This window comes from Curtobacterium sp. MCPF17_050 (genome assembly GCF_003224435.2).
Taxonomy (GTDB): Bacteria; Actinomycetota; Actinomycetes; order Actinomycetales; family Microbacteriaceae; genus Curtobacterium.
The window spans coordinates 1,657,799-1,682,924 of the sequence record NZ_CP126250.1; the positions used below are offsets into that span (position 1 = coordinate 1,657,799).

Consider the following 25,126-nt stretch of genomic DNA (forward strand, 5'->3'; position numbering starts at 1 on the left):
CCTGCGTTGCATTGAGCCGAAGGCACTCAAGTTCCCCAGGAGGTCCCTTTGCCACAGACGTTCGGCCCGACCGGCGGCAACGACTCGTTCGACGAGTTCCTCGCACGACTGCTCGCGGCTTCGCAGAACCCCGGTCAGTCCCAGCGGTCCGTGCCGTTCGGACGGCCGGTCGACATCACCCGGCTCCTCAGCCGGCGCACCCACGAGCTGCTCCAGCAGACGGCCGCGTACGCCGTCGAGCAGGGGCAGCACGAGATCGACGCGCTGCACGTGCTGCACGTGCTCGTCGGCACCGAGCCCTTCGCGGCCGTCCTCCGGTCCGCGGGTGCCGACCCCGAGCGGTTCGCCGCCGAGGTCGAACAGCGCCTCCCGATGCCGTCGGGTGACCGTGTCGAGGGTCGCCCGGCCCTGACCCCGTCCGCGCAACGGATCCTGCTCGAGGCCACACAGGCCGCGCGCGGGTTCGGCAGCACGTACACCGACCCCGAGCACGTCTTCTTCGCGCTCGTCACCGACCAGGACACCGTCGCGGGGCAACTCCTCGCGAGCGCCGGCGTCACCCCGCAGGTGATGCAGTCCTACGCGCACGACGCGGCCGAGGCCGCACGAGAGGGGCGCCCCATGCCCGGCACCACCACCACCGCCGACCAGGACCAGCAGTCGGAGACCCCGACGCTCGACCAGTACGGCACCGACCTCACGGCACGCGCTCGTGACGGCCGCATCGACCCGGTGATCGGCCGCGCCGACGAGATCGAGCAGGCCGTCGAGATCCTGCTCCGCCGCACCAAGAACAACCCCGTCCTCATCGGCGAGCCCGGCGTCGGCAAGACCGCCATCGTCGAGGGACTCGCCCAGCGCATCGTCGACGGAGACGTCCCGGCCCTGCTGCAGGGCAAGCGCGTCGTCGCGCTCGACCTGCCCGGCATGCTCGCCGGCACCCGGTACCGCGGTGACTTCGAGGAGCGCCTGACCAAGGCGATGGACGAGATCGCCGCGCACGCGGACGAGCTCATCGTCTTCGTCGACGAGCTGCACACCGTCGTCGGCGCCGGTGGTGGCGGCGAGGGCGGTTCGATGGACGCCGGCAACATCCTCAAGCCGCGCCTCGCCCGCGGTGACCTGCACCTCGTCGGCGCGACGACGCTGAAGGAGTACCGCCGCATCGAGAAGGACGCCGCACTCGAGCGTCGCTTCCAGCCCGTGACGGTGGGGGAGCCGAGCGTGGAGGACGCGGTCGCGATCCTCACCGGTCTCAGCCCCCGCTACGCCGAGCACCACGGCGTGACGTACTCCGACGAGGCGCTCCGAGCGGCCGTCGAGCTCTCGCACCGCTACGTGACCGACCGGCACCTGCCGGACAAGGCCATCGACCTCATCGACCAGGCCGGTGCCCGCCGTCGCCTCGCCCGGTCGGGCGACGTCGACGTCGACGCGCTCCGTGCCGAGGTCGCCGACCTCACGGCCCGCAAGGACCGCGCCGTCGCCGGGGAGCAGTACGAGGAGGCGTCCGACCTCCGCGACGAGATCGCCGGACTGGAGGCCCGGATCACCGCCGCCGACACGGGTGACGTGGCCGCGTCCTCCGTCGCGCACCCCGTGGACGACGTCATCACCGAGGCGGACATCGCAGCCGTCGTGTCGCGCGCCACCGGGATCCCGGTGACCCGACTCGGGTCGGCCGACAAGACCCGCCTCGCGAGCCTGGAGTCCGAGCTGCACGACCGCGTGGTCGGCCAGGACGACGCCGTGCGGGCGATCGCGAAGGCGGTCCGACGCAGTCGCACCGGGATGGGCGACCCGCGTCGCCCGGTCGGCAGCTTCCTGTTCCTCGGACCGACCGGTGTCGGCAAGACCGAGCTCGCCAAGGCGCTGGCCTCGTCGCTGTTCGGGGACGAGTCGGCGATGCTCCGCTTCGACATGAGCGAGTTCGGCGAACGCCACACGGTCTCGCGACTCGTCGGTGCCCCTCCGGGGTACGTCGGCTACGACGAGGCCGGGCAGCTGACCGAGCGCGTCCGTCGGAACCCGTACTCGGTGATCCTGCTCGACGAGGTCGAGAAGGCGCACCCGGACGTGTTCAACCTGCTCCTGCAGGTGCTCGACGACGGACGGCTCACCGACGGACAGGGCCGGACGGTCGACTTCCGGAACACGGTGGTCATCATGACCTCGAACATCGGGTCGGAGTTCCTCGCGTCCCGCTCGGGTGCGCTCGGGTTCTCGGTGGGGGCCGACGGCGGCTACGCCGAGGAGGACCTCCGCAACCGCGTGATGGGCAGGCTGCGCGAGTCGATGCGGCCGGAGTTCATCAACCGGATCGACGAGATCGTGCTGTTCCGCAAGCTCGAGCGCGGGCAGCTGCGCTCGATCGTGTCGCTGCTCCTGCAGGACACGGCGTCCCGGCTGGCGGCGCAGGGCATGGTGCTCTCGGTGTCCGAGTCGGCGATCGACTGGCTCGCCGAGCACGGCTACGAGCCGGAGTACGGCGCCCGCCCGCTCCGCCGACTGATCCAGCGTGAGGTCGACGACCGCATCGCGACCCTGGTGGTCGACGAGCAGGCGTACGACGGTGGCACCGTCCGGATCGACGTCGAGGACGGCCGGCTCGTCGCCCGCGCGTCCGCCCCCGCCGCGGTCTAGTCCGACCCACACCCGAGCACGGCCCCGGTACCCCAGCGGTACCGGGGCCGTGCTGCGTCCGGCGGCACCGATCGTGTTCGGCGATGCAATTCCAGGAATGTTCGAGAAAGGGGTTGCGCTCGCATTCCTGACGCCGATAGTGTTCACGAGCATCACCGGCTGTACGAGACCGAGAGGGGGCCGACAATGATGATCTCCGCGACGAACCCGTTCCGTGGAATCCGTGGGATCGGCGGCACCCCGCTCCGTTCGCACTGACGCGGGACGTCCCGCTCCAGCCGTCCTCCCTCGATCGATCGAAGCTCCATCCCGCGCTGCGCTGACTGCGTGGTGGTGCCGCTCCGGTCGTCGTCGCACAGCCCTGTCGTGCCGCGCCGCACGCGCCGTGCACGCCACGACTGCCCGTCCTGCTGACGGCCGCCCGTCCTGCTGACGGTCGCCCGTCCTGCTGACGGCAGCCGGGCGTGGCGGCGGGGTGGACCGAGGTCGGGCCGCGAGCGGCGGACGTCTCCCGCGACGACTCCACGCGGTGACCCCGTTCGGTCACCGACAATGCAGCCGTGCGCATTCCTGCGCGCCCGGCGACCATTCTCGCCCGCATTCACCGGGCGGTCTTCCGGACCCGTTCCCGACGCATTTCCGCGCTCGGTGGTCGGGTTCTCCGTCATGCCCTCGGGCACCCACGAAAGGCACCACCGTGTCGAACGACATCGACGTCCGTCCCCCCGATACCCGCGCGGTGCGCCGCCGGGTCACGCTCGCCGACCGCATCGCCCTCCGGATCGGCATGTCGCTGATCATCTGGAGCCGTCGGACGCACCACGTGCGCCCCTCGGTCGACTTCGCGACCCGGCAGCGGCTCGACCGCGAGCGGCGCGAGCGCGAACTCGACCTGCTCGTGCGGAGCGCCGCGATGCGCATGTGGCGCTGAGCGCGCCGCGCCGCGTCGCGGCCGCCTCCGCACGGACGGAGCTGCACCACGATCGGACCACGAAGACGACATCGGACCAGGCTCGTCGCCTGGTTCGATGTCGGATTCCTGGTTCGACCCCCGACGGCGTGCCGGCGCCTAGCGCTTCCGGTTGGCCACCAGTGCGACCGCGTACGACGGGAACCACGTGCCGGCAGCGGGGCCCCCGTTGCAGGTCCCGTCGCTCGCGCCCGGCGTCTTCACCCAGAGCAGGGCGTCGAGCCGGGTCCTGCCCGCCGCGACCTGCGGTCGCCCGCCGAGGCCGGCCCCGGTGGGGTTGCACCAGGTGCCGAGCCACCCACGACCGTTCCTCGACACGTCGATGACGTACCGGGCACCGCCCGTCATCGTGCTGAGTCGCTCGGCGTAGACCCGCTCACCGTCGACGCCGTAGAAGTTCGCGACGTTCGTGAAGAAACCCCGGGCCTGGGCGACGCCGGCCTCCCGCAGGTACGACGCCTGCAGCTCCGCGCTGTTCCAGTTCTCGTTGCCACCGTCCAGGTAGGTGGGGACGCCCGCGGCGGCGTAGTCGCGCACGGCGGCAGCGATGATCCCCGGCCGTCTCGCGCGTTCTGCGGTGCACGTGCTCAGGTGCGCCAGGGAGTCCGGCTCGACGATCACGACGGCCCGGTGCCCCTTGAGGTCGGCCGCGATGCGGCGGTTCCACTCGGCGTACCGGGACGGGGTGAGGCCGCCCGCCGAGTACCCGCCGCAGTCGCGGTTCGGCACGGCGTAGGTGACGAACACCGGTGTCGTGCCGGCGCGCTCGGCGGCGGCGAGGTTCCGTGCGATCACGCGGTCCAGCGCGTCGCCCGTGTACCACTCGCCGAGCCAGATCGCGATCGGCTGCTGCGCGATGGTCCGGGCCGCAGCGGCCTCCCTCGTCCGGCCCGCAGCGCTGAGTGCCGCCGCGGCCTGCGCGGGCTGGCTGTCCGACTGCCGGAACAACCCACCGGCGAAGACCTGCCCGGGTGTCGCGGAGTGGAGGGCAGCGCGCGGCAGCGGTGCGACGACGGCCGCTGTCGCAGGGGCCGGGGACGTGACGCTGCCCGCAGCCACCGCCGTCGCTGCGATCGCGAGCGCGACCAGTGTCCTGATCCTCGAGTGCATGATCCCGTCCTGTGTCCGTCCGCTGCCGGGACGCCCCCGCCGTCCCGCTCCACCTGCCGCAGACCATCAGAACCCGTGGAGCGGCGAGAGGGCGATCTCCAGAACGAGGGACAGACGCCGGACAGCCGGGTACGTGCGGCGCCTGCGGTCGCGTACCGTTGTGCGGTGACCGAAACCGCAGCTGCACTCGTCGAGCGCCTGACCGCCATCGTCCCGGACTTCCCGAAGCCCGGCATCCTGTTCCGCGACGTGACGCCGGTGTTCTCCGACCCGGTGGCGTTCGGCCGCGTCTGCGAGGCCCTCGCGGCGCCGTTCGCGATCGGCGCGGGCTTCCAGGCGGTCGCCGGCATCGAGGCGCGCGGGTTCGCCCTCGCCGGCGGCATCGCGGCGCAGCACCAGGTCGGCGTCCTGACCGTGCGCAAGGCCGGCAAGCTGCCCGGCGAGGTGCTCGGCGAGCAGTACGCGCTCGAGTACGGCGAGGCAGAGCTCGAGCTCCGGCCTGGCCAGCTCCCGCAGGGCACGCGCGTGCTCGTCGTCGACGACGTCCTCGCGACCGGGGGCACCGCTGCGGCGACGGTCACGCTGCTCGAACGCGCGGGGTACGAGGCGATCGGCTTCGCCTCGCTGCTCGAGCTCGACGGGCTCTCGGGCCGGGAGCGCCTCGAGCCGCGCCTGCCCGTCACGACGCTCGGCCGCGTCCCCGCCTGAACCGCCACGGCCGCGCACTAGTCTTGAGCCACCCCTGAACCGACCGAGGAGCACCACCATCGTGACCGACGCAGTCGCACCCGAGCCCGCCGACGTGCCCCAGGCGCCCGAGCCCCGCACCGCGACGACGACCACGACGGGCACCGAGCTGTTCGACGGCGTCCGCGGTGTCGTCGCCGTCCGGGTGGCCGGTGTGCTCAAGGACCTGGCGGCCGAGGTGGCGGCCGGCGACGTCGTCGAGCCGGTGACCCTCGACGAGCAGGACGGCCTCGACATCCTCCGGCACTCCGCCGCGCACGTGCTCGCGCAGGCGGTGCAGCAGATCAACCCGGACGCGAAGCTCGGCATCGGGCCGCCGGTCACCGACGGCTTCTACTACGACTTCGACGTGGCCGAGCCCTTCACGCCCGAGGACCTCAAGGCGATCGAGAAGGGCATGGACCGCATCGTCAAGCAGGCCCAGCGCTTCCGCCGCCGGGTCGTGACGGACGACGAGGCCCGCGAGCTCATGGCGGGGGAGCCCTACAAGCAGGAGCTCATCGGCCTGAAGGGCGCCGCTGCCGAGGGCGACTCGGGCGAGAGCGTCGAGGTCGGCGCGGGCGAGCTCACCGTGTACGAGAACGTCGACCCGAAGTCCGGCGAGGTCGTCTGGCAGGACCTCTGCCGCGGCCCGCACGTCCCGCACACCCGGTGGATCGGCAACGCGGCGAAGCTCATGCGCGTCGCCGCCGCCTACTGGCGCGGGTCGGAGAAGAACCCGCAGCTGCAGCGCGTGTACGGCACCGCCTGGCCCGACAAGGACCAGCTCAAGGCGTACCTCGTGCGCCTCGAGGAGGCGGCGAAGCGCGACCACCGCAAGCTCGGCGCCGAACTCGACCTGTTCTCGTTCCCCGACGAGATCGGCTCCGGCCTCGCGATCTTCCACCCCAAGGGCGGCATCATCCGCCGTGAGATGGAGGACTACTCGCGTCGTCGGCACGAGGAGAACGGCTACTCGTTCGTCTACACGCCGCACATCACCAAGGGCGACCTGTTCGAGCAGTCCGGTCACCTCGGGTGGTACAAGGACGGCATGTTCCCGCCCATGCACATGGACGAGGCGCGGGACGAGGACGGCAACGTCACCCGACAGGGCGCGGACTACTACCTCAAGCCCATGAACTGCCCGATGCACATCCTGGCGTACCGGTCGCAGGCCCGCTCCTACCGCGACCTGCCGCTGCGGATGTTCGAGTTCGGCACGGTCTACCGCAACGAGAAGTCCGGCGTCATCCACGGCCTCACCCGGGTTCGTGGCCTGACCCAGGACGACGCGCACATCTTCACCACGCAGGAGAAGATGAAGGAGGAGCTCACCACGACCCTCCAGTTCGTGCTGTCCCTGCTCCGCGACTACGGTCTCGACGACTTCTACCTCGAGCTCTCCACCAAGGACCCCGAGAAGTACGTCGGCGACGACGAGGTCTGGGAGGTCGCGACGAACACCCTGCGCGAGGTCGCCGAGGAGTCCGGGCTCGAACTCGTCGCCGACCCAGCCGGTGCGGCCTTCTACGGCCCGAAGATCTCCGTGCAGGCGCGCGACGCCATCGGCCGCACCTGGCAGATGTCCACCGTGCAGCTCGACTTCAACCTCCCCGAGCGGTTCGGCATCGAGTACACGGCTGCCGACGGCACCCGTCAGCGCCCGGTGATGATCCACCGCGCCCTGTTCGGGTCGATCGAGCGGTTCTTCGGCGTCCTGACCGAGCACTACGCGGGGGCGTTCCCGGTCTGGCTGTCCCCGGTGCAGGTCGTCGCGATCCCCGTCGCCGAGGAGTACGGCGACTACCTCGACGAGGTGGTCGCGAAGCTCCGTGCGAAGGGCGTGCGCGCCGAGGTCGACCACTCGGACGACCGCATGCAGAAGAAGATCCGCACGCACACCAAGGCGAAGGTGCCGTTCCAGCTCATCGCGGGCGGCGACGACCGCGACGCCGGGGCGGTCAGCTTCCGGTTCCGGGACGGCCGCCAGGACAACGGCGTGCCCGTGGACGAGGCCGTCGAGCGCATCACGACGGCCATCCGCGACCGCGTGCAGGTCTGATGTCCGGCCCGCTCGACGACGAGGGCGACCCGCTGGTGATCCGGGACGCCGCCACCCAGGCGGCGGTCCCGGACGCCTTCCAGCGCCTGTGGAACCCGCACCGGATGGCGTACATCGACGCCGGCCGGGCGGGCGAGGGTCGCGGGCACCGTGACGACTGCCCGTTCTGCGAGGCACCGCGGAAGTCCGATCGTGAAGCCCTCATCGTCGCGCGGGGCGAGCACGCGTACGTGTTGCTCAACCTGTACCCGTACAACAACGGCCACCTGCTCGTCTGCCCGTACCGACACGTCCCGCTCTACGACGAGGCGTCGCCGGAGGAACTGCAGGAGATCGGCGAGCTGACCCAGACCGCGATGCGGGTCCTCCGCCGGGTCGCCCACTGCGACGGGTTCAACATCGGGATGAACCAGGGCGAGGTCGCCGGCGCCGGTGTTGCCGCACACCTGCACCAGCACATCGTGCCGCGGTGGCAGTCGGACGCCAACTTCTTCCCGATCATCGCCCGGACGAAGTCGCTCTCGCAGATGCTCGGCGAGACCCGTCGACTCGTCGCCGAGGGGTGGCCGGAGCACTAGACTGGGGGGATCATGAGCGACAGCACCCCCAGCACCGTCACCGCCACTTCGACCACCGGGTCCTCACGCGTCAAGCGCGGCCTCGCGGAGATGCTCAAGGGCGGCGTCATCATGGACGTGATCGACGCCGACCAGGCCCGCATCGCCGAGGAAGCCGGCGCCACCGCCGTCATGGCCCTCGAGCGCGTCCCGGCCGACATCCGTGCGCAGGGTGGTGTCGCCCGCATGTCCGACCCGTCGATGATCGAGGAGATCATCGCCGCCGTGTCGATCCCGGTCATGGCGAAGGCCCGCATCGGCCACTTCGTCGAGGCCCAGGTGCTCCAGGAGCTCGGCGTCGACTACATCGACGAGTCCGAGGTGCTCTCGCCCGCCGACTACGTCAACCACATCGACAAGTGGGGCTTCACGACGCCCTTCGTCTGCGGTGCGACGAACCTCGGCGAGGCCCTCCGCCGCATCACCGAGGGCGCGGCCATGATCCGCTCCAAGGGCGAGGCCGGCACCGGCGACGTGTCCGAGGCCACGCGCCACATCCGCACCATCTCGAAGGAGATCGCGGCGCTGCGGAACCTCAAGGAAGACGAGCTCTACGTCGCCGCCAAGGAGCTGCAGGCCCCGTACGACGTCGTGAAGGAGGTCGCGCAGACCGGCTCACTCCCGGTGGTGCTCTTCACCGCCGGTGGTGTCGCCACCCCCGCCGACGCCGCGATGATGATGCAGCTCGGCGCGGACGGCGTGTTCGTCGGCTCCGGCATCTTCAAGTCCGGTGACCCGGCCAAGCGCGCCGCGGCGATCGTCAAGGCCGTGACCTTCCACGACGACCCGAAGGTCATCGCCGAGGTCTCGCGTGGGCTGGGCGAGGCGATGGTCGGCATCAACGTGGCCGACGTCCCCGCGCCGCACCGCCTCGCCGAGCGTGGCTGGTAACGCCGCGCCCCGGATCGGCGTCCTCGCCCTGCAGGGGGACTTCCGCGAGCACATCTCGTCCCTCACGGAGCTCGGCGCCGACGTCGTGCCGCTCCGCCGTCCGGAGGAGTTGGCGGCGCTGGACGGCGTCGTCATCCCCGGCGGTGAGTCGAGCGTGATGGACAAGCTGTCCCGGACGTTCGGCCTCGCGGAACCGCTCGCCGATGCCATCCGGGGTGGCCTGCCGGCCTACGGCACCTGCGCGGGCATGATCATGCTGAGCGCGCGGATCACCGACGGCATCGCCGGGCAGCACACGCTCGGGATCCTCGACACGACGGTCCGACGCAACGCCTTCGGCAACCAGAACGACTCGTTCGAGACGGACATCCCGATGCCGGAACTCGGCGCGGACCCCGTGCACGCGGTGTTCATCCGGGCGCCCGTGGTCGAGGAGCACGGCGTCGACGTGCGCGTGCTCGGGGCGCTGACCGACGGGCAGGTCGTCGCGGTGCAGCAGGGCAACGTGCTGGCGAGCGCCTTCCACCCGGAGGTCGCGGGGGAGGACCGCTTCCACCGGCGCTTCCTCGACCTGGTCCGTTCCGCCTGAGCCGGGCCGCCGGTCGGCCGCGCCAGCGAGGCGGAGGGCGGCCGAGCCTCCCGGGTCGGTAGACTGGAGCGGATTTTCGGCTAGACGCAAGGAGAACCGTGTCCGGGCATTCCAAGTGGGCAACGACCAAGCACAAGAAGGCGGTCATCGACCAGCGCCGTGCGAAGTCGTTCGCCAAGCTCATCAAGAACATCGAGGTCGCCGCGAAGATGGGCGGCGCCGACATGTCGGGCAACCCGACGCTGGTCGACGCGGTCCAGAAGGCCAAGAAGACCTCGGTGCCGAACGACAACATCGACCGTGCCGTCAAGCGCGGTGCCGGCCTGACCGGTGAGTCGATCGAGTACACGACGATCATGTACGAGGGCTACGGCCCGAACGGCGTCGCGCTGCTCATCGAGTGCCTCACCGACAACAAGAACCGCGCTGCGGCCGAGGTCCGGACCGCGATGTCGCGCAACGGCGGCACCATGGCCGACCCGGGCAGCGTCGCCTACAACTTCAACCGCAAGGGTGTCATCTCGGTCACGAAGACCGACGGGCTCTCCGAGGACGACGTCATGACGGCCGTGCTCGACGCGGGTGTCGAGGACGTCATCGACCAGGGCGGCGGCTTCGAGGTCATCACCGAGGCGTCCGACCTCGTCCAGGCACGCACGGCCCTGCAGGACGCGGGGATCGACTACGACTCCGCCGACGCCGAGTTCGTGCCGAACCTCAAGGTCGAGGTGGACGCCGACACCGCCCGCAAGGTGTTCAAGCTCATCGACGCGCTCGAGGACTCGGACGACGTGCAGAACGTGTACGCGAACTTCGACGTGCCCGCCGACGTGCAGGCCGAGCTCGACGAGGACGAGGAATAAGACCGTGCTCCGCGTGCTCGGGGTGGACCCCGGGCTCACCCGGTGCGGTGTCGGCGTGGTCGAGGTCACGCCGGACCGGCGCGCCCGCCTCGTGCACGTGACGGTCGTCCGCACCCCGGCGGACATGGCCCTGGAACTGCGGTTGCTCGCGATCGCGGAGGGCATCGCGGAGCAGATCGACACGCACCGGCCGGACGCCGTCGCCGTGGAACGCGTCTTCGCCCAGGCGAACGTGCGCACCGTGATGGGGACCGCGCAGGCGTCCGGGCTCGCCCTGCACGCCGCAGCGGCGCGCGGGCTGCCGGTCGGGCTGCACACCCCGTCCGAGGTGAAGGCCGCCATCACCGGGTACGGCAACGCGGACAAGCGGCAGGTGCAGGCGATGGTCGCGCGGGTCCTCGGCCTGGCCGAGGCACCGAGACCGGCGGACGCCGCGGACGCGCTCGCCCTCGCGGTGTGCCATGCCTGGAGGCTCGGCTCGCCGGACGCCGTCAGCACCGGCACGCAGACGCTCACGCCCGCGCAGCGCGCGTGGCGTGACGCGCAGGCCGGTGCAGCCGGGCGGAGCGCGGCGTCCCCGCTCGTGCGGAGCGGCGGTCCGAGGACGTCCGCGGTCCGCCCTAGGCTCGGGGCATGATCGCGAGTCTCCGGGGCACCTGCATCGACGTGGCCGGATCGACCGCCGTGGTCGAGGTCGGGGGAGTCGGGTACGCGGTGACGGTCACGCCGGCGCACGCCCTGACCATGCGTCACGGCGCAGAGGTGTTCGTCCGCACGGCGCTCATCGTCCGCGACGACGCCTTCGAGCTGTTCGGTTTCGACTCGGTCGAGGCGCTCCGTGTGTTCGACCTGCTGCGCAGCGTGTCCGGCGTGGGGCCGAAGTCCGCGCTCGGCGTCCTCGGGCAGATGACCGCGGCACAGGTGGCGAACGCCGTCGCGAACGACGACGACGGCGCGTTCCGGAAGGTCTCCGGGATCGGTCCGAAGACGGCCAAGCTCATCATCGTCGCCCTCGCCGGCAAGCTCGCCGCGTTCGAGGCGCCGACCGCCTCGGCTGCCGCCGGTGCGGTCGCCGCGCACCCCGCCTCCGAGGACGTCGTCATCGCACTGGTCGGACTCGGCTGGCGCGAGGAGGCCGCCCGGTCGGCCGTCGACGACGCCGTCGCGAACGAGCCCGGCGTCGCCCAGATGGGGACGCAGGCGCTCCTCCGCGCCGCGCTCGGCACGCTCCGACCGGCGGGTGCCGGCCGATGAGCGGCGGCATCACCGCGGCCGACGCCCAGTCGCCCGAGGAGCTCGCGTTCGAGGGAGCGCTCCGCCCGAAGTCCCTCGACGAGTTCGTCGGGCAGCGGAAGGTCCGCGGGCAGTTGGACCTGCTCCTCAAGGCCGCTGCCATGCAGGACCGGACGCCGGACCACATCCTGATGGCCGGACCGCCCGGACTCGGCAAGACGACGCTCGCGATGATCGTGGCGCACGAGTCGAACCGCCCCCTGCGGATGTCGAGCGGCCCGGCGATCCAGCACGCGGGTGACCTCGCCGCCGTCCTCTCGTCGCTCATGCCCGGCGAGGTGCTGTTCATCGACGAGATCCACCGGATGGCCCGATCGGCCGAGGAGATGCTCTACCTCGCGATGGAGGACTTCCGCATCGACGTCATGGTCGGCAAGGGCGCCGGTGCGACGAGCATCCCGCTCGACCTCGCCCCGTTCACCCTCGTCGGTGCGACCACCCGGGCCGGACTCCTGCCGAACCCCCTGCGCGACCGCTTCGGCTTCACCGCGCACCTGGAGTTCTACGAGCGTGACGAGCTCGAGCAGGTCCTCATCCGCGCCGCCCACCTGCTGGAACTCGACTTCGACCGGTACGCCCTGCGGGAGATCGCCGGGCGCTCCCGCGGGACCCCGCGCATCGCGAACCGTCTGCTGCGACGGGTCCGCGACTTCGCGCTCGTGCACGGCACCCGGGACGGCATGGCCGCGGTCCAGGGCGCACTCGACCTGTACGACGTCGACGAGTACGGCCTGGACCGGCTCGATCGCGCCGTGCTCGAAACGATGCTCACCCGCTTCGACGGCGGTCCGGTCGGGCTCAACACGCTCGCGGTGTCCGTCGGCGAGGAGTCCGAGACGATCGAGTCGGTCGTCGAGCCGTTCCTCGTCCGCATCGGGCTCGTCACGCGGACCCCGCGCGGCCGCATCGCGACCCCGCAGGCCTGGCGGCACTTCGGGCTCACGCCAGGACAGGCCGCAGCACAGCCGGGGTTGTTCGACGCCGACGGTGCGTGAAGGACCGGACATCTGCGTGCTCTAGACTGCTCGCGCCCGAAACCGCTCGACCGACCGGAGGGTCCCCATGGACCAGTACTTCCTCATCATCATCATCGTGGCGTTCGCGGCCTTCATGTTCTACAGCAGCCGCAAGCGCAAGAAGCAGCAGTCGGAGACCGCCAGCCAGATGGTCCCCGGTGCCCGTGTCATGCTCTCGTTCGGCCTCTACGGCACGCTCGTGTCCGTCGACGACGAGAAGGTCACCGCAGACGTCGAGATCGCACCGGGCACCGTCGTCACGGTGCACCGCCAGACCCTGTCCCGCGTCGTGCCGGAGGAGACTCCCGAGGCCGTCGAGACGACCACCACGACCGAGCCCGCGGCGGACCACGTCACCGAGCTGAACGGCGAGCCGATCTACGGCGAGCGGGTCGAGGACGTCGACACCACGAAGCGCAAGACCGAAGACTGACCGACGACGCCGTCGGGACCGCCCGACGGTGCGACACCATGGGCCCCGTGCGTTCCGACGTGCGGGGCTCACGACAGAAAGACGAGACGACCGGTGGCACGATCGACACCCGTCAAGAAGGCGCTCCGCTCGCTCACCTGGTTGGTGATCATCCTGGCGATCCTCGCGGGGCTGAACACCGCAGCGTCGATCCTCGCGAGCACGTCGAAGGACGCCTCCGACAAGTGGTACGACGGAGCGAGTTGGGTCCCGGAGCTCGCGCTCGACCTGCAGGGCGGGACCCAGATCACCCTCGCGGCACAGAGCACCGAGGGGTCGGCCGTCACCTCGGAGCAGCTGCAGCAGGCGGTGAACATCATCCGCCAGCGCATCGACGCCACCGGTGTCTCGGAGTCCGAGATCAACACCCAGGGCGCCAACAACATCGTCGTCTCGATCCCCGGCAAGCCCGACCAGGAGACCATCCAGCGCATCGAGGCCGCCGCGAAGTTGACCTTCCGTCCGGTGCTCTACACCGAGGCCGCGTCGGACAGCGCCGTCGGCGACGACGGCTCGCAGTCCGCGTCCCCGACGCCGTACTCGCCGCCCGCATCGCTCCAGGCCACTCCGAGCGCCGAGCCGACCAACGGCAGTGACCTGGCCTGGGTGACGCCCAAGCTGCAGGACCTGTACACGAACTACAAGTGCTCCGCCCCGGACGACGTGACCGCCGCCCCGGACGACGAGCCGCTCGTGACGTGTGACGCCGACGGCACCGCGAAGTACATCCTCGGCCCGGTCGAGGTCTCCGGCGCGGACATCAGCAACGCCACCTCCGGCCTCGCCTCGAACTCGCAGGGCACGACGACGGGCGAGTGGGCCGTCAACCTGACCTTCAACGGCGCCGGCACGAAGGACTTCGCGACGGTCACGAACCGCCTCGTCTCGCTCGCGCAGCCGCAGAACCAGTTCGCCATCGTCCTGGACGGCACGGTCATCACGGCACCGTCGACGAACGCGGCGATCACGAACGGCAAGGCCCAGATCACCGGCGCCTTCACCGCGGACTCGTCGAAGACCCTCGCCGACCAGCTGAAGTACGGCGCGCTGCCGATCAACTTCCAGGTGCAGTCGAACGAGGTCATCTCCGCCACGCTCGGCACCGCACAGCTCGTCGGCGGTCTCGTCGCCGGCCTCATCGGCCTCGTGCTGGTCATCATCTACTCGGTCATCCAGTACCGGGCGCTGGCGTTCGTCACGGTCCTGTCGCTCGGCGTCGCCGCAGCCCTGACCTACCTGGTCATCGCGATCATGTCCTGGCGGGTCGACTACCGGCTCTCGCTCGCGGGTGTCGCCGGCCTGATCGTCGCGATCGGGATCACGGCGGACTCGTTCATCGTCTACTTCGAGCGCATCCGTGACGAACTGCGCGACGGCCGCGCCCTCGAGAGCGCGGTCGAGTCCGGTTGGAAGCGTGCGCTCCGCACGATCCTCGCCTCCGACTCGGTCAACTTCCTCGCCGCCGTGACGCTCTACGTGCTCGCGGTGAGCGACGTGAAGGGGTTCGCGTTCACGCTCCTCCTGACCACCCTCATCGACGTCGTCGTCGTGGCGCTGTTCACGCACCCGATGATGCAGCTCATCGCCCGCAGCCGGTTCTTCGGTGAGGGGCACACGTTCAGCGGTCTCGATCCGGCCGCCCTCGGCGCGGTGTACCGCGGCCGCGCGCAGTTCCGCGCACCCATCGTCGACGGCAAGCGGCAGCGCAGTGCGCGTGAGGCCGCCCGCCGCCAGACCATCGCCGAGCGCAAGGCATCCGGCAGCACGGGCAACGACACCGGCAACGGGAAGGACAGCTGATGGCGAGCTTCAGCCAGTTCGGCAGTGACCTCTACACGGGCAAGCGGTCCTACGACTTCGTGGGACGGCGGAAGACGTGGTACCTCATCGCGGTCGCCTGCATCGTGATCTCCCTCGCGGTGCCGTGGCTCCGTGGCGGGTACCAGCTCGGCATCGAGTTCACCGGCGGCTCCGAGTTCACGGTCTCGGACGCCGAGTCGACCGACCAGAACATCGCCACCGAGACCGTCGAGCGCGTGGTGTCGGACGAGGCACCGCGTGTCTCGCAGCTCGGGACCCACGGCATCCGCGTGCAGACCGGCCAGCTCACGAACGCGCAGACCGACGAGATCGCCTCGGACCTCGCGGCCGCGTACGACGTGCCGGAGTCCCAGGTCGCCGCGACCTTCATCGGAGCGACGTGGGGCGCGGACGTCCTGGCGCAGGCCATCCGCGGTCTGGTGATCTTCCTCGCCTTGGCCGCCGTGTTCATGGCGCTGTACTTCCGCACCTGGAAGATGTCGCTCGCGGCGATGACCGCGCTCGTCCACGACCTGCTCATCACGGCCGGCGTGTACGGCATCGTCGGTCTCGAGGTCACCCCCGCGGCCGTGATCGGCTTCCTGACGATCCTCGGCTACTCGCTCTACGACACGGTCGTGGTCTTCGACAAGGTCCGCGAGAACACCGCGATCGAGTCGCACCGGACGTTCAAGCAGTCCGTCAACCTCGCGATCAACCAGACGCTCGTCCGGTCGATCAACACCTCGGTCGTGGCGCTGCTGCCGGTCGCGGCGATCCTCTTCATCGGGTCGTACGTCCTCGGCGCCGGCACCCTGCGGGACATCTCCCTCGCGCTCTTCATCGGCATCATCGTCGGCACCTACTCGACGATCTTCCTGGCGGCGCCGATGTACGCGCACCTCCGCGAGAACGAGCCCAAGGTCCTCGCGAGCGACGCGAAGAAGGCACAGGCGGCCGCGAAGCAGCGTCCCGTGCAGGCCGGGGCGGACGTCTGATGGGCCCGCAGGAGGTCGAACTGGCCGACGCGCTCCAGCGGATCGAGGACGGCGCGCCCCTGATCGACGTGCGCGAGCAGTCCGAGTGGGACGAGGTGCACGCACCGCAGGCGACGCTGCTGCCGATGTCGGAGCTGCAGGCGCGGTGGGCCGAGGTGCCCGCCGACGACGAGCACCCCGCGGTCGTCGTGTGCCACAGCGGGTACCGCTCGGCCCAGGTCGTCGCCGCGCTCGAGCGCGCCGGTGTCCCGGCGGTCAGTCTCGCCGGCGGGATGGTGGCGTGGGAGCAGTCCGGCGCCCCGGTGGTCCGCCCCGGACGGACTCCCGCCGCTGACGGCGAACGTGGTCACGAGCACTGATCCGACGCGCGTAGTGTTGTCGGATCGAGTCCCGGGAGGCGCAGCATGACCGACACGCGTGAGTCCTCGCAGCCGGATGCCGGTGCTGCTTCCCGGCCGTCCGACCTGTCGCGACCAGGGTCCGCTCCGCGCCCGTCGAGCCCGCCGCTCGGGTCGAACACGACCGGCAACATCGGGTCACTCCGGTCGCTGCTGCCGCGGCTGTTCTCCCGCGCACAGCCGGCCGGTGCCGTCGACACCCTGATCCGCACCGTCCGGTCGCACCACCCGAAGGCCGACACGACGCTGATCGAGCGGGCGTACTCGGTTGCGGAGCGCGCGCACGACGGCCAGAAGCGCAAGTCCGGCGAGCCCTACATCACACACCCGGTCGCGGTCGCGCAGATCCTCGCCGACCTGGGCATCGGCACGATCACGATCGCCGCAGCGCTCCTGCACGACACCGTCGAGGACACGGACTACCAGCTCGACCAGCTGCGCGAGGACTTCGGTGACGAGATCGCGATGCTCGTCGACGGCGTCACGAAGCTCGACAAGGTCAAGTACGGCGACAGCGCGCAGGCAGAGACCGTCCGCAAGATGGTCATCGCCATGTCGAAGGACATCCGTGTCCTGGTCATCAAGCTCGCCGACCGCCTGCACAACGCCCGCACCTGGGGCTTCGTGGAGTCGGCCTCCGCCACGCGGAAGGCCAAGGAGACCCTCGAGATCTACGCGCCGCTCGCGCACCGCCTCGGCATCCAGATGATCAAGCTGGAGCTCGAGGACCTGTCGTTCGCGGTGCTGCACCCGAAGCTCTACGTCGAGATCGACAGTCTGGTCAAGGAACGACAGCCGAAGCGCGAGCAGTTCGTGCAGAACGTCACGGCGACGCTCAAGAAGGACCTCAAGGCCGCGAAGGTCCGCGGCGACGTGATGGGCCGCCCGAAGCAGTACTACTCGATCTACCAGAAGATGATCGTGCGCGGCCGCGAGTTCGACGAGATCTACGACCTGGTCGGGATCCGCGTGCTCGTCCCGACCGTGCGCGACTGCTACGCCATGCTCGGTGCCGTGCACGCGCGGTGGACGCCGCTGCCCGGCCGCTTCAAGGACTACATCGCGACGCCGAAGTTCAACCTGTACCAGTCGCTGCACACCACGGTGCTCGGGCCGCAGGGACGTGCGGTCGAGATCCAGATCCGCACGCACGAGATGCACCAGCGTGCCGAGTTCGGCGTCGCCGCGCACTGGAAGTACAAGCAGCGCGTCACCGGTCGTGATGCCGAGAGCACGTCACAGTCCGACCAGGACATGGCGTGGCTCGCCCACATCACCGACTGGCAGGCGGAGACGAGCGACCCGGCGGAGTTCCTCGACTCCCTGCGCTACGAGATCGGTGCCAAGGAGACCTACGTCTTCACACCGCAGGGCAAGGTGATCGGCCTGCCGGCCGGCGCGACCCCGGTCGACTTCGCCTACGCCGTCCACACCGAGATCGGGCACCGCACGATGGGTGCCAAGGTCAACGGCCGGCTCGTCCCGCTCGAGAGTCAGCTGTCCAGCGGGGACGTCGTGGAGATCTTCACCTCGAAGAACCCGGACTCCGGCCCCAGCCAGGGCTGGCTCACCTTCGTCCGGAGCCCCCGGGCCCGGAACAAGATCAAGCAGTGGTTCACCAAGGAGCGCCGGGAAGAGGCGGTCGAACAGGGCCGTGACGCGATCGCCCGGGCGATGCGCAAGCAGAACCTGCCGCTCCAGCGCATCATGAGCCAGGACACCATCTCCGAGGTGGCATCGGCGATGCGGTACGACGACGTCTCGGCGCTGTACGCGGCCGTCGGCGAGGGGCACGTCTCGAGCCAGTCGGTGATCGAGAAGGCGCTCGGCAGCATCCAGAACGAGACCGAGACGGACGAGCCAGAACTCGCGTTCCCGCGGCACGTGACGAGCCGCCAGCTGCGGAACAGCGACAGCGGCGTGCTCGTCCGCGGGGCGCCGGACATCCTCGTGAAGCTCGCGAAGTGCTGCACGCCGGTGCCGGGCGACCAGATCGTCGGGTTCATCACCCGCGGTCAGGGCGTCTCGGTGCACCAGGCGTCGTGCACGAACGTGAAGTCCCTCATGAACGAGCCCGACCGGATGATCGAGGTCGAGTGGGCCCCGTCGTCCAAGTCGGTGTTCCTCGTGCAGATCCAGATCGAGGCGCTCGACCGTTCCGGCCTGCTCAGTGACGTGACCCGCGTGCTGACGGACCACCACGTGAACATCCTGTCCGCCACGGTGTCGACATCGTCCGACCGGCTCGCCCTGTCCCGCTTCGTCTTCGAGATGGGTGACACGACGCACCTGGACCGCGTGCTCAACGCGGTGCGCCGCATCGACGCCGTGTACGACGTCTACCGCGTCAGCGCGGGCTGAGCCGGGTCGGCTCAGCGGAACCCGGGCCCGGGTCAGGGCAGCAGGCTGATCCCGGCGTCGCGGAAGCGGCGTTGCGCCTGGCGACCCATCGGCAGCCGCTCGGACGCCGTGAGCAGTGCCGCGAGGCGAGGCGGATCGACGAGTGCGGTCAGCACCAGACCGCGCAGCGCCTCGGCCTCCGCCGCCCCGAAGCCGCGTCGGTCGCGCAGCAGGTCGAGCGCCGTCGCGTCGGGGCTGAGGACACGCACCCCCGCCCGCAGCACGACGTCCTCCGGGCGGAGTGCGATCTCACGGACACCGGCCCAGGCCCCGCGGCGGCGGGACCGTTCACCGGCCGGCACACAACTGTCGTGGGGGAGCGGCGGACGGGAACACGCGCCCCAGATCCACGCCGCGCTCCGCCCCGCTGCCACGAACTGCGCACCGGCGACGGACCACGCGTAGGACGCCGCCCGGAGCGCCGTGTCCTGCGGTTCGGCGACGGACGCCCAGCACGCGCCCACCGGGACGAGTTCGCCGGCGAGGACCGCGGCACGTGCCTCGGCCGCCGGCCAGTCGTCGGTCGTGACGAGGCGGGAGGAGGGCACACGGAGATGATGCCCGATCACGCCACCCCGACGCCGACGGTGTGGAGAAGGAGGGTCAGCGCAGGACGTCGGCGCGGTGCACGAGGGCGGCCGCTCCGATGAGGGGACCGTCCTGGGACAGGCCGGTGGGGACGATCCGGACCTTCGTCACGAACGGGAACTCGACCCGCTCGGCGACGGCCTGTCGTGCGTACTCGAACAGGTCGGGGGAGACGTGCGAGAACCCGCCGCCGATGGCCACGACCTCGAGGTCGACCAGGCTCGTCGCCGCGGCGATCGCCTGCCCGAGGGCTCGTCCGCTCCGCTGCACCGCGGCCACCGCGACCTCGTCGCCGGCGGCGTAGGCGGCGGAGAGCTCCTCGCCGGTCGTCCCGGTGAAGCCCTGCCGTCGCGCCCATGCGACGGTCTTCGGTCCGCTGGCCACGGCCTCCAGGCAGCCGGTGCCGCCGCACGCGCACGGGTCGTCGTAGCCGCCGCACTCGACGTGGCCGATGTGCCCGGCGTTGCCGGTGGGGCCGCTGACGGTGCGTCCGTGCAGGATGAGGCCGCCGCCGACGCCGGTGGACACGATCATGCCCATCACGTGGTCGGAGCCCTGTGCCGCCCCGACCCAGTGCTCGGCGAGCGTGATCGCCAGCCCGTCCATGCGGAGGGTCACCGGCACGTCGTCCGGCACGTGGACCGCGACGCGGTCGCGGAGCGGGTACCCGCGCCAGACCGGCATGTTGAGCGGTGACACGAGCCCGTTCACCTCGTCGACCGGTCCGGCCGACCCGATGCCGACGCCGACCAGGGTCGCGTCGGTGGGGAGCGCCGCGAGCGCGGCGACCACGACCTCGTCGACCGCGGCCTGCAGCTCGTCCGAGGTCCGTCCGGGCCCGGTCGGGCTGCGGTGTCGCGTGCCCGGCAGGACGACGCCCTGGTCGGTGACGAGCGCGGCTTCGACCTTGGTGCCGCCGAGGTCGACGGCGAGGGCGAGGGCGAGGGACGAGGACGTGGTGCTGGACATGCGCACTCCGGTGTGGCGGTCGGGAGGCCCGGCAGCGGTCCGCGACGCTGACGTCGCGTCCGGCGCAGCCGACCCGGGGAGGGGATCGGATGGGAGGTCAGGGGACGGAGCCCCGGAGCCGCGGCCCCCACGGGGGCCGACGGCCGTCAGTAGGACGAGGTGTCGTCGCCGCGGTCGGAGGAGGAGCCGGTCGCGACGCGGTGTGCGACCTCGTCGAGGATGCGTGCCGAGGCGCTCGTGCCGATCCGGTCGGCGCCGGCGCGGACCATCTCGAGCAGGGTGTCGAGTCCGCGGACGCCGCCCGAGGCCTTGACGCCGGTGTCGGCGCCGACGGTCTCGCGCATGAGGCGGATGTGCTCGGCCGTGGCACCGCCACCGGCGAAGCCCGTCGAGGTCTTCACGAACGACGCTCCGCCGGCGACCGCAGCGCGGCTGGCGGCGACGATCTCGTCCTCGGTGAGGTAGGCCGTCTCGAGGATGACCTTCACCACCGTGTCGCCGGCTGCCTCGACCACCGCGCGGACGTCCCGCTCGACCCGCTCCCAGTCGCCGGACTTCGCGGCGCCGATGTCCTGGACCATGTCGAGTTCGAAGGCGCCGTCCGCCAGGGCCTGCAGCGACTCGGCGACCTTCGTGGCGGTCGTCGTGGTGCCGTGCGGGAAGCCGATCACGGTGCCGACGCCGACCCCGGTGCCCTGGAGGCGCTCGACCGCGTGGCGGACGTCGCTCGGACGGACGCACACGCTGAACACGCGGTACGTGGCGGCCTCGTCGAGCTGTGCGTCGACGGCTGCGCGGTCCAGCTCCGGCTTGAGGATGGCGTGGTCGATGAGCCGACGGACGGCCTCGGCGGTGACGGGGAACGATGCGTTGTCCACCCGGCAAGCCTACTGGCAGGCGCACGGCGTACCGTTCCGGCCATGCGCGTCCTCGTCACCGGGGCCACCGGGTACATCGGTGGCCGACTGGTCCCCAGACTCCTCGACGCCGGACACGACGTCCGGGTCCTCGTCCGCAACCCGCAGAAGCTGCAGGACGTCCCGTGGAACGACCGGGTGGAGGTGTCCGAGGGGGACCTGCAGGACGCCGACGCCGTCCGGTCGGCGGTGGACGGGATCGAGGCCGTGTACTACCTCGCGCACGCCATGGGCGCCGACGGCGACTTCGAGCAGGCCGAGCGCGACGCCGCCCGGACGATGGCGCGCGTGGCCCACGAGTCAGGGGTGCAGCGGTTCGTCTACCTGGGCGGCCTGCACCCGGACGGCGAGCTCAGCAAGCACCTGCGCAGCCGGAAGGAGGTCGGGGACGTCCTCCTCGGCTCCGGCGTGCCGACGGTCGCGCTGCAGGCCGGCGTCGTCATCGGCAGCGGGAGCACCTCGTTCGAGATGATCCGGCACCTCACCGACGTCCTGCCGTGGATGCCGGCGCCGCGGTGGGTCCGGAACCGGATCCAGCCGATCGCCGTCCGCGACGTCCTGTACTACCTGGTCGAGGCCCTGACGATCCCCGCCGACGTCAACCGCACCTTCGACATCGGCGGGCCGGACGTGCTCCGGTACGGCCAGATGCTCAACGGGTACGCGGTCGAGGCGAAGCTGCCGCAGCGTCCGATCTCCGTCCTGCCCGTGCTGACGCCCCGCCTGGCAGCGCACTGGTTCAACGTCGTCACGCCGATCCCGCGCAAGCTCGCGACCCCGATCATCGAGTCGCTGCAGTTCGAGTGCGTGCAACGTGAGCACGACATCGACGACGTCGTCCCGCAGCCCGAGGGCGGCCTCACGTCCTACCGGCGCGCGGTCCGGCTCGCCCTCGCGAAGATGCGGTCCGGCGAGGTCGAGACGAGCTGGCGCAACGCGACCCTGTCCAGCGGCTCTGCCGACCCGCTGCCGAGCGACCCCGACTGGGCCGGCCACACGGTCTACGTCGACGACCGCAAGCGGCACTCGTCCGCACCGCCCGAGGCCGTGTGGAGCGTCGTCGAGTCGATCGGCGGCGAGAACGGCTGGTACTCGTTCCCCCTGGCCTGGGTCGCCCGTGGGTGGCTCGACAAGATCGCCGGTGGCGTCGGGCTGAACCGCGGCCGCCGCGACCCGAAACGCCTGGAGCAGGGCGACGCGCTCGACTGGTGGCGGGTCGAACGGCTGGTCCGCGGCCGGTACCTCCGGCTCCGCGCCGAGTTCAAGTCGCCCGGTCGCGCCTGGCTCGAGATGACCGTCACGCCCGCGGACGACGGCGGCAGCGACTACCACCAGCGCGCGATCTACTTCCCGCAGGGCCTGGCCGGACGGCTGTACTGGTACGGGATCCTGCCCTTCCACGGCGTCATCTTCCCGGGCATGGTCGAGCGGATCACCGCCCGGGCCGAACGGGAGGCGCACCGCACCGATTCGACGCAGCGCAACTCCACGTACCAGGATGACGTCGCGCAGCCCGCGCACGAGGAGACGGCATGACCGACGACGGCACGGTACGAGGACGATGACGGCACGCAGGGGACGACCACCCATCGGTTCGTCGCAGCAGCACGGGTCGGCCCGTCCCCAGCCCGTGGCGCGGGCGGCCGGTGCACGCGACGCTCGGGCCTCGTCCGCCTCCGGGCGCGGGGAGGACGGACTGCCGGCGTTCACCCGGCCGGCTCTGGCGCCCTCGTTGCTCGCCGCCGTCGTGCTGCTCGCCTGCGTCGCCTTCATCGACTCGTCCGCGTTCGTCTTCGCCCGTTGGGGCGTCACCGTGCTCGCGCTCATCGTGCTCGTCTTCGCCGTCCGCGGCCGCGTCTGGTGGGCGGCGGTCCTCACCGCCGCCGTGGCGGTCTGCTGGAACCCCGTCGTCACGCTGCCGCTGCCAGGTGAGCTGTGGGCGGGCCTCCAACTCGTGGCCGCTGCGCTCTTCATCGTCGTCGGCATCGCCGTGAAGGTCCCGCGCCCGGCGGAGTGAGCCTCCCGGTCGCCCCTCCGTCGGCGCGTCCGGCGCGCGCGGGCCGACCGGCGGCGCGGACGGTAGGATCGGCGGTGCCGTGCACGGAGCACGGCAGTGCGACCTGGAAGGCGTGGATGAGCGACGAGACCGAGCCGGTGACCGAGAGTCCTCTGCTGACCCCTCGACCGTCCTCCGGCGGTCTCGACCGACCCGACGTCGTGCTCCGCAAGGGGCGGCTGACGCTCATCAACGGGCACCTGACACCGCAGCAGTCGATGATCGAGGACCTCCTGTTCCTCGACGACGCACTCACGGCCGGCGACGTCGACCACCTGCTCATCCGCGGGAACGACCAGCGCCCGGTGATCGCCGTCGACGAGCGGGACCGCCAGCGCGCCGAGAGCGCCGTCATGGCCGCCGGCGCGGGAGAGCCCTTCTACGCCAAGCCGCCGGGCAAGCCCGCCGTGCTCGTCCTCGACGACGGCTTCGGGTCGGTGGACGAACCGGTGCTCCGCGTGTTCCGTCCCCGGCTCGAGCCCATGGGCCGGCTCCGCTACGGCGCGGAGACGAGCGTGCAGCTCGAGTTCTGGCGGGTCACCGAGACCGAGGTCCTCGCGCCGGTCGAGAACGCCCTGATGCGCCGCAGCCTGCCGATCGAGGAGTTCGTCCTCGTCGACATCGACCGGTACGGCCGGTCCTGGAGCACGGTCGAGCACATGTTCGACGACCACGTGTCGGACATCCGGTTCCCGATCGACATCGTCTTCTCGTGGGTGGACGGCAACGCCATCGAGTACCAGCGTGCCCGCCAGGCCGCACAGGCGGACGCCGTGCTGGGAGAGGGCGACGACGCCCCGGCCCGGTTCCGACAGATCAACGAGCTGAAGTACGCGCTCCGGTCGGTGCACATCTTCGCGCCGTGGATCCGCACCATCTACATCGCGACGGACTCACCGGCGCCCTCGTGGCTCGCCGACCACCCGAAGGTCCGCATCGTCCGCAGCGAGGAGTTCTTCGCCGACCCGTCTGTCCTGCCGACGCACAACTCGCAGGCCGTCGAGTCACAGCTGCACCACATCCCGGGGCTCAGCGAGCACTTCATCTACTCGAACGACGACATGTTCTTCGGTCGGCTCATCGACCCGTCGGTGTTCTTCAGTCCGGGCTCGGTCACGAAGTTCATCCTCGCCGACACCCGGATCGGCCTCGGCGTGAACAACGCCGCGCGGAGCGGGTTCGAGAACTCGGCCCGTGTGAACCGGCGGCTCCTGCAGCAGCGCTTTGGCGCCGTGACGACGCGACACCTCGAGCACGCGGCCACCCCGCTGCGGAAGAGCATCATGACCGAGATGGAGCACGAGTTCGCCGACGAGTTCGCCGCGACCGCGGGTTCGCGGTTCCGTGCGGCGGACAACATCTCCGTCACGAACTCGCTGTACCACTACTACGCACTCCTCACCGGGCGCGCGATCATCCAGGAGAACGCCTCCGTCAGCTACATCGACACGACGATGCAGGCCGGGCTCCGGACGCTGGACGAACTGCTCAAGAAGCGCAACGTTGACTTCTTCTGCCTGAACGACGGCAGCTTCCCGGAGGTCAGCGACGAGGAACGCACCACCCGGGTGACCGACTTCCTCGAGCGCTACTTCCCGTTCCCGGCACCCTGGGAGCGTCCCGAGGCGTGACGGCCCGAGGCATGACGCCCGAGGCATGACGACCCGAGGCATGACGCCCGAGGCGTGCCGCCCCCGAGCTTGATCCCCGCCGAACGGCGGACGGGAGGCCCGGTGCCGCTCGGC

At 70.9% G+C, this 25,126-nt stretch carries 23 protein-coding genes; 19 read left to right on the top strand and 4 right to left on the bottom strand.

The annotated features are described in order from the left end of the window. The first annotated feature begins 48 nt into the window (after positions 1-48). Both DEJ34_RS07915 and DEJ34_RS07920 read left to right on the top strand, forming a co-directional pair. Positions 49-2,643, top strand: coding sequence for an ATP-dependent Clp protease ATP-binding subunit (locus DEJ34_RS07915; RefSeq protein ID WP_110910869.1), 2,595 nt, complete (start codon positions 49-51; stop codon positions 2,641-2,643). 697 nt (positions 2,644-3,340) lie between these two features. Further along, the gene (locus tag DEJ34_RS07920; protein ID WP_110889806.1) at positions 3,341-3,574 is read left to right on the top strand and encodes a hypothetical protein; all 234 of its coding nucleotides are present in this window, start codon (positions 3,341-3,343) and stop codon (positions 3,572-3,574) included. Positions 3,575-3,712: 138 nt separating this feature from the next. Here the strand turns inward: DEJ34_RS07920 and DEJ34_RS07925 are convergent, their stop codons facing one another. Continuing rightward, the gene (locus DEJ34_RS07925) at positions 3,713-4,723 is read right to left on the bottom strand and encodes a glycoside hydrolase family 6 protein (RefSeq protein WP_110889807.1); all 1,011 of its coding nucleotides are present in this window, start codon (positions 4,721-4,723) and stop codon (positions 3,713-3,715) included. A 165-nt stretch (positions 4,724-4,888) separates the two neighbouring features. On the opposite strand from DEJ34_RS07925, the gene DEJ34_RS07930 reads away from it, so the two are divergent. The 14 genes from DEJ34_RS07930 to DEJ34_RS07995 all read left to right on the top strand — a co-directional run bounded on the left by DEJ34_RS07930 (position 4,889) and on the right by DEJ34_RS07995 (position 18,812). Then, positions 4,889-5,431 (top strand): adenine phosphoribosyltransferase, encoded by a 543-nt coding sequence (locus tag DEJ34_RS07930; protein WP_110900246.1) that lies wholly within the window; start codon positions 4,889-4,891, stop codon positions 5,429-5,431. A 61-nt stretch (positions 5,432-5,492) separates the two neighbouring features. Then, entirely contained in the window at positions 5,493-7,514 is a 2,022-nt protein-coding gene (gene thrS / locus DEJ34_RS07935) for a threonine--tRNA ligase (RefSeq protein WP_375342309.1), read from the top strand. Continuing rightward, positions 7,514-8,092, top strand: a complete 579-nt coding sequence (locus DEJ34_RS07940) for an HIT family protein (protein WP_110900245.1) — start codon at positions 7,514-7,516, stop codon at positions 8,090-8,092. Before thrS ends, DEJ34_RS07940 begins: the two co-directional genes overlap by 1 nt. 12 nt (positions 8,093-8,104) lie before the next feature. Next, positions 8,105-9,022 (top strand): pyridoxal 5'-phosphate synthase lyase subunit PdxS, encoded by a 918-nt coding sequence (gene pdxS / locus DEJ34_RS07945; RefSeq protein ID WP_110824933.1) that lies wholly within the window; start codon positions 8,105-8,107, stop codon positions 9,020-9,022. Continuing rightward, positions 9,012-9,611 (top strand): pyridoxal 5'-phosphate synthase glutaminase subunit PdxT, encoded by a 600-nt coding sequence (gene pdxT, locus DEJ34_RS07950; RefSeq protein ID WP_110900244.1) that lies wholly within the window; start codon positions 9,012-9,014, stop codon positions 9,609-9,611. Before pdxS ends, pdxT begins: the two co-directional genes overlap by 11 nt. Before the next feature lie 98 nt (positions 9,612-9,709). Continuing rightward, on the top strand, positions 9,710-10,474 hold the full coding sequence (locus tag DEJ34_RS07955; RefSeq protein WP_110824935.1) for a YebC/PmpR family DNA-binding transcriptional regulator: 765 nt from the start codon (positions 9,710-9,712) through the stop codon (positions 10,472-10,474). 4 nt (positions 10,475-10,478) lie between these two features. Next, positions 10,479-11,111, top strand: coding sequence for a crossover junction endodeoxyribonuclease RuvC (ruvC, locus tag DEJ34_RS07960; RefSeq protein WP_110824936.1), 633 nt, complete (start codon positions 10,479-10,481; stop codon positions 11,109-11,111). Beyond that, positions 11,108-11,728 carry a Holliday junction branch migration protein RuvA gene (ruvA, locus tag DEJ34_RS07965; protein ID WP_110889811.1) on the top strand — a complete coding sequence of 207 codons (621 nt, stop codon included), beginning with the start codon at positions 11,108-11,110 and terminating at the stop codon, positions 11,726-11,728. Before ruvC ends, ruvA begins: the two co-directional genes overlap by 4 nt. Beyond that, positions 11,725-12,762: a Holliday junction branch migration DNA helicase RuvB gene (gene ruvB / locus DEJ34_RS07970; protein WP_110824938.1), complete on the top strand. Its 1,038-nt coding sequence runs from the start codon at positions 11,725-11,727 to the stop codon at positions 12,760-12,762. The genes ruvA and ruvB overlap by 4 nt, the downstream gene beginning before the upstream one ends. 67 nt (positions 12,763-12,829) lie before the next feature. Further along, positions 12,830-13,216 (top strand): preprotein translocase subunit YajC, encoded by a 387-nt coding sequence (locus DEJ34_RS07975; RefSeq protein WP_110824939.1) that lies wholly within the window; start codon positions 12,830-12,832, stop codon positions 13,214-13,216. A 93-nt stretch (positions 13,217-13,309) separates the two neighbouring features. Beyond that, a complete protein-coding gene (gene secD / locus DEJ34_RS07980; protein ID WP_110889812.1) occupies positions 13,310-15,055 on the top strand; it encodes a protein translocase subunit SecD in 1,746 nt (581 codons plus the stop codon). Next, on the top strand, positions 15,055-16,053 hold the full coding sequence (secF, locus tag DEJ34_RS07985) for a protein translocase subunit SecF (protein WP_110900243.1): 999 nt from the start codon (positions 15,055-15,057) through the stop codon (positions 16,051-16,053). The genes secD and secF overlap by 1 nt, the downstream gene beginning before the upstream one ends. Further along, positions 16,053-16,412, top strand: a complete 360-nt coding sequence (locus DEJ34_RS07990) for a rhodanese-like domain-containing protein (RefSeq protein ID WP_110824942.1) — start codon at positions 16,053-16,055, stop codon at positions 16,410-16,412. Before secF ends, DEJ34_RS07990 begins: the two co-directional genes overlap by 1 nt. Positions 16,413-16,457: 45 nt before the next feature. Beyond that, positions 16,458-18,812: a RelA/SpoT family protein gene (locus DEJ34_RS07995; RefSeq protein ID WP_258368227.1), complete on the top strand. Its 2,355-nt coding sequence runs from the start codon at positions 16,458-16,460 to the stop codon at positions 18,810-18,812. A 32-nt stretch (positions 18,813-18,844) separates the two neighbouring features. Here DEJ34_RS07995 and DEJ34_RS08000 read toward each other — a convergent pair whose 3' ends face one another. The 3 genes from DEJ34_RS08000 to deoC all read right to left on the bottom strand — a co-directional run bounded on the left by DEJ34_RS08000 (position 18,845) and on the right by deoC (position 21,286). Next, positions 18,845-19,399, bottom strand: a complete 555-nt coding sequence (locus DEJ34_RS08000; protein WP_181420567.1) for a type IV toxin-antitoxin system AbiEi family antitoxin — start codon at positions 19,397-19,399, stop codon at positions 18,845-18,847. Between the two features lie 55 nt (positions 19,400-19,454). Beyond that, positions 19,455-20,408 (bottom strand): ROK family protein, encoded by a 954-nt coding sequence (locus DEJ34_RS08005; RefSeq protein ID WP_110900241.1) that lies wholly within the window; start codon positions 20,406-20,408, stop codon positions 19,455-19,457. A gap of 146 nt (positions 20,409-20,554) precedes the next feature. Then, positions 20,555-21,286: a deoxyribose-phosphate aldolase gene (deoC, locus tag DEJ34_RS08010; RefSeq protein ID WP_110900240.1), complete on the bottom strand. Its 732-nt coding sequence runs from the start codon at positions 21,284-21,286 to the stop codon at positions 20,555-20,557. Positions 21,287-21,328: 42 nt separating this feature from the next. On the opposite strand from deoC, the gene DEJ34_RS08015 reads away from it, so the two are divergent. From DEJ34_RS08015 to DEJ34_RS08025, 3 genes are all read left to right on the top strand, one after another. Next, positions 21,329-22,861 carry an SDR family oxidoreductase gene (locus DEJ34_RS08015; RefSeq protein ID WP_110824945.1) on the top strand — a complete coding sequence of 511 codons (1,533 nt, stop codon included), beginning with the start codon at positions 21,329-21,331 and terminating at the stop codon, positions 22,859-22,861. A gap of 25 nt (positions 22,862-22,886) precedes the next feature. Further along, positions 22,887-23,342: a DUF6804 family protein gene (locus tag DEJ34_RS08020; RefSeq protein WP_181420566.1), complete on the top strand. Its 456-nt coding sequence runs from the start codon at positions 22,887-22,889 to the stop codon at positions 23,340-23,342. Between the two features lie 116 nt (positions 23,343-23,458). After that, positions 23,459-25,012, top strand: coding sequence for a stealth family protein (locus tag DEJ34_RS08025; protein WP_110825203.1), 1,554 nt, complete (start codon positions 23,459-23,461; stop codon positions 25,010-25,012). Positions 25,013-25,126 lie beyond the last annotated feature (114 nt).

Bases quoted from the DNA above. Each gene is read 5' to 3' on its own strand.
- DEJ34_RS07925 (WP_110889807.1), bottom strand. From the start codon at position 4,723: ATGCACTCGAGGATCAGGACACTGGTCGCGCTCGCGATCGCAGCGACG.
- DEJ34_RS07940 (WP_110900245.1), top strand. From the start codon at position 7,514: ATGTCCGGCCCGCTCGACGACGAGGGCGACCCGCTGGTGATCCGGGAC.
- pdxS (WP_110824933.1), top strand. From the start codon at position 8,105: ATGAGCGACAGCACCCCCAGCACCGTCACCGCCACTTCGACCACCGGG.
- ruvA (WP_110889811.1), top strand. From the start codon at position 11,108: ATGATCGCGAGTCTCCGGGGCACCTGCATCGACGTGGCCGGATCGACC.
- ruvB (WP_110824938.1), top strand. From the start codon at position 11,725: ATGAGCGGCGGCATCACCGCGGCCGACGCCCAGTCGCCCGAGGAGCTC.
- DEJ34_RS07975 (WP_110824939.1), top strand. From the start codon at position 12,830: ATGGACCAGTACTTCCTCATCATCATCATCGTGGCGTTCGCGGCCTTC.
- secF (WP_110900243.1), top strand. From the start codon at position 15,055: ATGGCGAGCTTCAGCCAGTTCGGCAGTGACCTCTACACGGGCAAGCGG.
- DEJ34_RS07990 (WP_110824942.1), top strand. From the start codon at position 16,053: ATGGGCCCGCAGGAGGTCGAACTGGCCGACGCGCTCCAGCGGATCGAG.
- DEJ34_RS07995 (WP_258368227.1), top strand. From the start codon at position 16,458: ATGACCGACACGCGTGAGTCCTCGCAGCCGGATGCCGGTGCTGCTTCC.
- DEJ34_RS08005 (WP_110900241.1), bottom strand. From the start codon at position 20,408: ATGTCCAGCACCACGTCCTCGTCCCTCGCCCTCGCCCTCGCCGTCGAC.
- DEJ34_RS08015 (WP_110824945.1), top strand. From the start codon at position 21,329: ATGCGCGTCCTCGTCACCGGGGCCACCGGGTACATCGGTGGCCGACTG.
- DEJ34_RS08020 (WP_181420566.1), top strand. From the start codon at position 22,887: ATGACGGCACGCAGGGGACGACCACCCATCGGTTCGTCGCAGCAGCAC.
- DEJ34_RS08025 (WP_110825203.1), top strand. From the start codon at position 23,459: ATGAGCGACGAGACCGAGCCGGTGACCGAGAGTCCTCTGCTGACCCCT.